At 31.3% G+C, this 5,349-nt stretch carries 2 protein-coding genes and 1 pseudogene; all 3 read left to right on the top strand.

Annotated elements, in window-relative coordinates; all coding sequences use genetic code 11:
* Nucleotides 1–174 precede the first annotated feature (174 nt).
* The 3 genes and pseudogenes from HPY79_12215 (at nt 175) to HPY79_12205 (ending at nt 5,349) form a co-directional block, all read left to right on the top strand.
* Nucleotides 175–519, top strand: coding sequence for a hypothetical protein (locus HPY79_12215; protein NSW46567.1), 345 nt, complete (start codon nt 175–177; stop codon nt 517–519).
* Nucleotides 520–529: 10 nt separating this feature from the next.
* Nucleotides 530–4,246: a hypothetical protein gene (locus HPY79_12210; GenBank protein NSW46566.1), complete on the top strand. Its 3,717-nt coding sequence runs from the start codon at nt 530–532 to the stop codon at nt 4,244–4,246.
* Between the two features lie 86 nt (nt 4,247–4,332).
* Nucleotides 4,333–5,349: pseudogene (locus HPY79_12205) on the top strand (BatA domain-containing protein).

Genomic DNA, 5,349 nt, shown 5'->3' with positions numbered 1-5,349 from the left:
GACTTTTATTTATTTTTAAGTCATAAAGAGCTGGTTATTAGTGCCTTTTAATCAGACACTTAATAATTAGTAACTTAAAAAGATAATTTTTTAATAAAAAAAAAGCAACCTTTAATTTTTAAATTCGTACAAATATCAAATATATTTTTTTATATGAAATATTTTTTAAGTATAATGTTATTAATTAACTCATTATTGATATTCGGACAAAATAATAATGAAAATTGTTCAAATTTTAGCCTTATAGGTTATGTTAATCAAGGTACTAAAGTAAATTATTCAACAATTGAATCGTTTTTACATGAAAAGAGCATTAAAATAATTGACAGTTGTTATATTGATGGCTTAATACTTATTGAATTAAATGAAAAGAACAAGGATGCATATCAATTAGTGCAATCTATTGAAAAAGAATTTGGTGGAGAATGTTTTGTCAAGTTTAATATTAAATCCTTTTATGATAGTGCTTGTAAAGAAGAAATAATTAAAAATAAACTCAAAGAAACTACTTTTAATTAAACTATTATTAATGAAAACAATAGTTATATTATTTATTTTAATAGGATTTATAAATAATTATTATTCTCAAACTGTACTTATTAATCCATCTAGTGATGGTGGTTTTGAAACAGGAACAACTTTTGCAGCAAATGGATGGTCAACGGCAAATGCTTCAACTAATATATGGACTTTAGGTAATGCTCCAGGCGGTCAAAGTGGTCTAAGATGTGCATATATTAGTAATGCTGGCGATGGCGGTAGTTGGTCTTATACAAATTCAACGTTACAGACATCACATTTTTATAAAAGTGTTACATTTCCAGCAGGTCAAACATATATTAATTTATCTTTTAAATGGAAATGTCAGGGTGAATCAGGTTATGATAGAATATATGTATATACTAACACTTCAATACCCACAGCTGGTACTCCAGCATCATCAACAAGTTCTTGGGGAACTGCAGTTATTGTTGGTGGTCCTTATAACTCTAATACTGCTTGGCAAACTGTTAATATTTCTTTACCTGGAACTTTAGCTGGAACGACTCAATATTTAATTTTTACTTGGCAAAATGATGGAAGTTTGGGTACTAATCCACCAGGGGCAATAGATGATATTTCATTGACAGCACAAGCTCCTTATTTAATGAGTAATACTCCTATTACAACTTGTTCTGGACAATGGTTAGATGATGGTGGTTTAGCTAATTATACCTCTAATGATTACACTCAAACTTTTACTCCTGGAAGTGTTGGTATGAATTTACAATTTACATTTACAAGTTGGACTATGGGTGATGCAGATGATTATTTAATAATTTATGATGGTCCTAATACATCATCGCCAATTATTGGAACTTATAATAATACAACAGGATCACCGGGGACAATAACAGCAACAAATAGTACTGGACAATTAACATTTCTTTGGTTTTCAGATAATAATGGTTTAGACGCAGGGTGGCAGGCAAATATTTCATGTGTGACACCACCACCTTCAAATGATAATTGTTCAGGTGCAATACCATTAACAGTTTCAAGCACTTGTACTTATTCAACATATTCTAATGTGTCTGCATCTGCAACAACAGGAGTACCAGCGCCAGGTTGTGCGAATTATATTGACGATGATGTTTGGTTTTCTGTTATTGTACCAGACTGTGGACATTTGAATTTTGATACACAAACTGGTAGTATTACTGATGGTGGTATGGCTATTTATTCCGGTAATTGCAGTTCGTTAACACTTATAGAATGCGACGATGATGATAGTCCCAATGGAAGTATGCCTATGATTGATAGAACCGGATTGACTCCTGGATCTACTGTTTATATACGATTTTGGGAATATGGAGGTGATGTTCAAGGAACATTTGGCATTTGCGTAAAAGACATGGAACCGCCTTGTTCAGGTACTCCTCTTGCTGGAACAATTTCAGCTACTCCTAATTCAGTTTCATGTCCAAATACAAGTGTTACTTTAAATTCAACAGGTTATACGATAGGGTGTAACATAACTTATTTATGGCAAAGTTCACTTGATAATTCTACATGGTCAGACATCATTGGAGCCAACACAATACCGTATTCTTTAGTAGTTACATCTCAAAGCTATTATCGTTTGAAAATAGTATGTTTGAATAGCGGTATTGTATCGTATTCTTCTTCGGTTCAGGTAAATGTATTAGGAAGTGCACCTATTAATGATGATCCTTGTAATGCTATTATTTTAAATGTTGGTACCAATGGTCAGTGTTCATATCAAACTTTTACTAATAATTGTTCATCAGGTAGTAGTGGAATTTATGCACCTGGTTGTGCCTCATATTCGAGTGGAGATGTTTGGTTTCAAGCAACTGTTCCTGCTTCTGGTAGATTAATAGTTGATTTATCAGCTAATGGTGGCTTAACAGATATGGGTATGGCATGGTATCAAGGTACATGTAGTGATTTATCTGCTGCAGGCAATCTTATTGAGTGTGATGATGATGACTCACAAAATGGTGCCATGCCAATGATTTGTCGGACAGGTACTTTATGTACAGTACCTGGCGATTGTGCTCAAAATGGAACATTAACCCCAGGCTCTATTGTATATATTAGAGTTTGGGATTATAGTGGAAATGAAACAGGGACTTTTGATATTTGCGCTTATGAACCAACAAATCCGGGTGCACCAAGCCTTTGTTCAAATGCTCAAGTAATATCATCATTGCCTTTTAGTGCATTAAACGAAACTACTTGTTGTAGAGGTAATGAATATACTTCTGCTAACATTTGTGCATCATCTTATATGGATGGCGAAGACTTTTTATATCAATACACTCCTTCTAGTAATCAATCTATAGATATTACATTAACGGGTACATCAAGCTATACAGGAATATTTGTAATTCAAGGTTGTCCTGATCAACCTAGTTCTAGTTGTATTGCCAGTAATACAAGCTCTTCTGGTAATCCTCATTTATGTGGCGTATCTTTAAGTTCTGGGATAACTTATTACATTATGATTGATACAGATCCAACACCAACCTGTACACCTTTTAATATTCAAATTTATCCTTCGAGTGCCCCTAGTTGCGGATTGAATTATACTTTAAGTTCAATTTCATATTCACCCGATCCTCATGCTGGAACTAATGTTGGTATTAATGCCGATGATAGATTTGCTAGTTCTTACTCGCCAATTGGTTTTACATTTTGTTTTGATGGAATAAATTATACTCGTTGTTTAATTTCTTCTAATGGTTATATTATTTTTGATCCTATTGGTTGTGCATCAAATTTACCTTCTTCTAATGCTGCTCCTGATGGTACTTCGGGGTGGTCAATTTCATCATCAATACCTAACACGTCTAATGCACCGAGAAATTGTATTATGTTTCCTTGGCACGATATTGACCCGTCTTTAGGATCTCCTGAAATGAAATATCAGACTATTGGAACAGCTCCCAATAGAAGATTTGTTGTTTCTTTTCAAAATATTCCTATGTTTGGTTCCAGTTGTTCAGGAATTACTTATACCGGACAGGTTAAACTTTTTGAAACGACGAATAATATTGAAGTTCATATAGCAAATAAACAATATTGTTCTGGTTGGAATGGCGGTGCTGCTATTTTAGGTATTCATAATTATAATGGTACACAGGCAATTGTACCCACTGGTTATAATTATCCAACTCAATGGAATTCTACTAATCAAGCATGGAGATTTACATCAAATTGTACTATCTGTACAACTCCATTACCAATAAATTTAATTAGTTTTAAAGCAAATTGCTTATATAATGATAATATAGAGCTAGAATGGATAACTTCTTCTGAAATTAATAACGATTACTTTTTGCTTTATAAATCATACGATGCTACTAATTTTATACTTATTGATAAAATTAAAGCGAATGGAAATAATAATTCTACAATAACTTACAAATATACTTACTATGAAGAATATTTTAACAGAAATGTTTATTATAAACTCGAACAAGTAGATTTTAATGGAGATGTACATTCGTTTGATGTTATTTCAAATAATTGTTTAGAACAAAATGATGAATACATTATTACTCCAAACCCATCTTATAATGGTTATTTTAATATTAAGGGATTGAAACCTAATGATCGTGTTCAAATAATCAATTCCATTGGTAAATCAATGCTTAATAATACAAAATTAGACAATGGAATTTATGGAATTTTTGTTAATAATAAATTCATAGGCAAACTTGTAGTAAAAACTTTTTAAATATTTTTAAATTACATACTTTAGAATTGGTTCGTCAAAAAGAGCAAATAATAGCTAAAAATTTTATGTAATTTTACAACAAAAAAATGGCAATTCTTTATCCATGGGTATTATGGTTTAGTACACTTATAAGTATTCCGATTCTTATTCACTTATTTTATTTTAGACGTTATAAAACGGTTTTATTTAGCAATACAGCTTTGCTTGATAATGTTATTAAACAATCACGTTCGCAGCAGCGGCTCCGAAGTTTTATTATTCTTTTATTACGAATTTTATTTATTTTATCTTTAGTATTTGCATTTTCACAGCCTTTTATAGCTGATAATAAAAAGCTTAATAATACTGAAAATAAGGTTATAGGTATATATATCGATAATACATTTAGTATGACTCGAGAGGGCGAACATACATCGCTTCTCGATCAAGCTAAAAGTAATGCTATCGCCTTTATTCAGTCTATGCCAATAAATACGCGATATTTGTTATACTACCATGGCATGAATGAGTCCGTTTCAAAATTATTATCGTCTGAAGAAGTACAAAAAAAAATAAATGAAATAAAACCATCATCTGATTTACATACATGGTCATATGTGTTTGATACATTTAAAAAAGCAAAAGATGCACTTCATATAGAAAACAAAACTGAATTAGCTTTTTTTACTGATGGACAAAAATATGCAGTCGATTATGCTCAATGGCAGAATATGAAAGAACAAAAAGTCTATTTGTTTTATCAACAAGGCGAAATAAATTCAAATTTATGTATCGATTCTATTTGGATGAATCAGCCTAATCATGTTTTAGGCAATATTGAGCATATTAATGCAAAAATTACGAATTATAGTTCTACCGATTTAAACCATATTCCTGTACGTTTACTATTAAATGATACACTAAAATCGTTAGCTACCATTAACCTCAAAAGTCAACAAAGCCAAGAAGTAACTTTTAAATTTACAAATAAAACTCAAGGATGGACAAAGGGCAAAATAGAAATAGCAGATTTCCCAATTACTTTTGATAATCATTTTTATTTTACATATCCAGTATTTTCTAATATTAGAATAGCCATTATTGGTGGCGATAATATCGATAAT

The sequence above is a fragment of the Bacteroidales bacterium genome, assembly GCA_013314715.1.
GTDB lineage: Bacteria > Bacteroidota > Bacteroidia > Bacteroidales > GWA2-32-17 > Ch61.
Note: the sequence above shows the minus strand (reverse complement) of the source record. Positions and strands in the feature narration are given on the sequence as shown.

Coding starts and splice junctions, on each gene's coding strand:
- HPY79_12210 (NSW46566.1), top strand. CDS start 530: ATGAAAACAATAGTTATATTATTTATTTTAATAGGATTTATAAATAAT.
- HPY79_12215 (NSW46567.1), top strand. CDS start 175: ATGTTATTAATTAACTCATTATTGATATTCGGACAAAATAATAATGAA.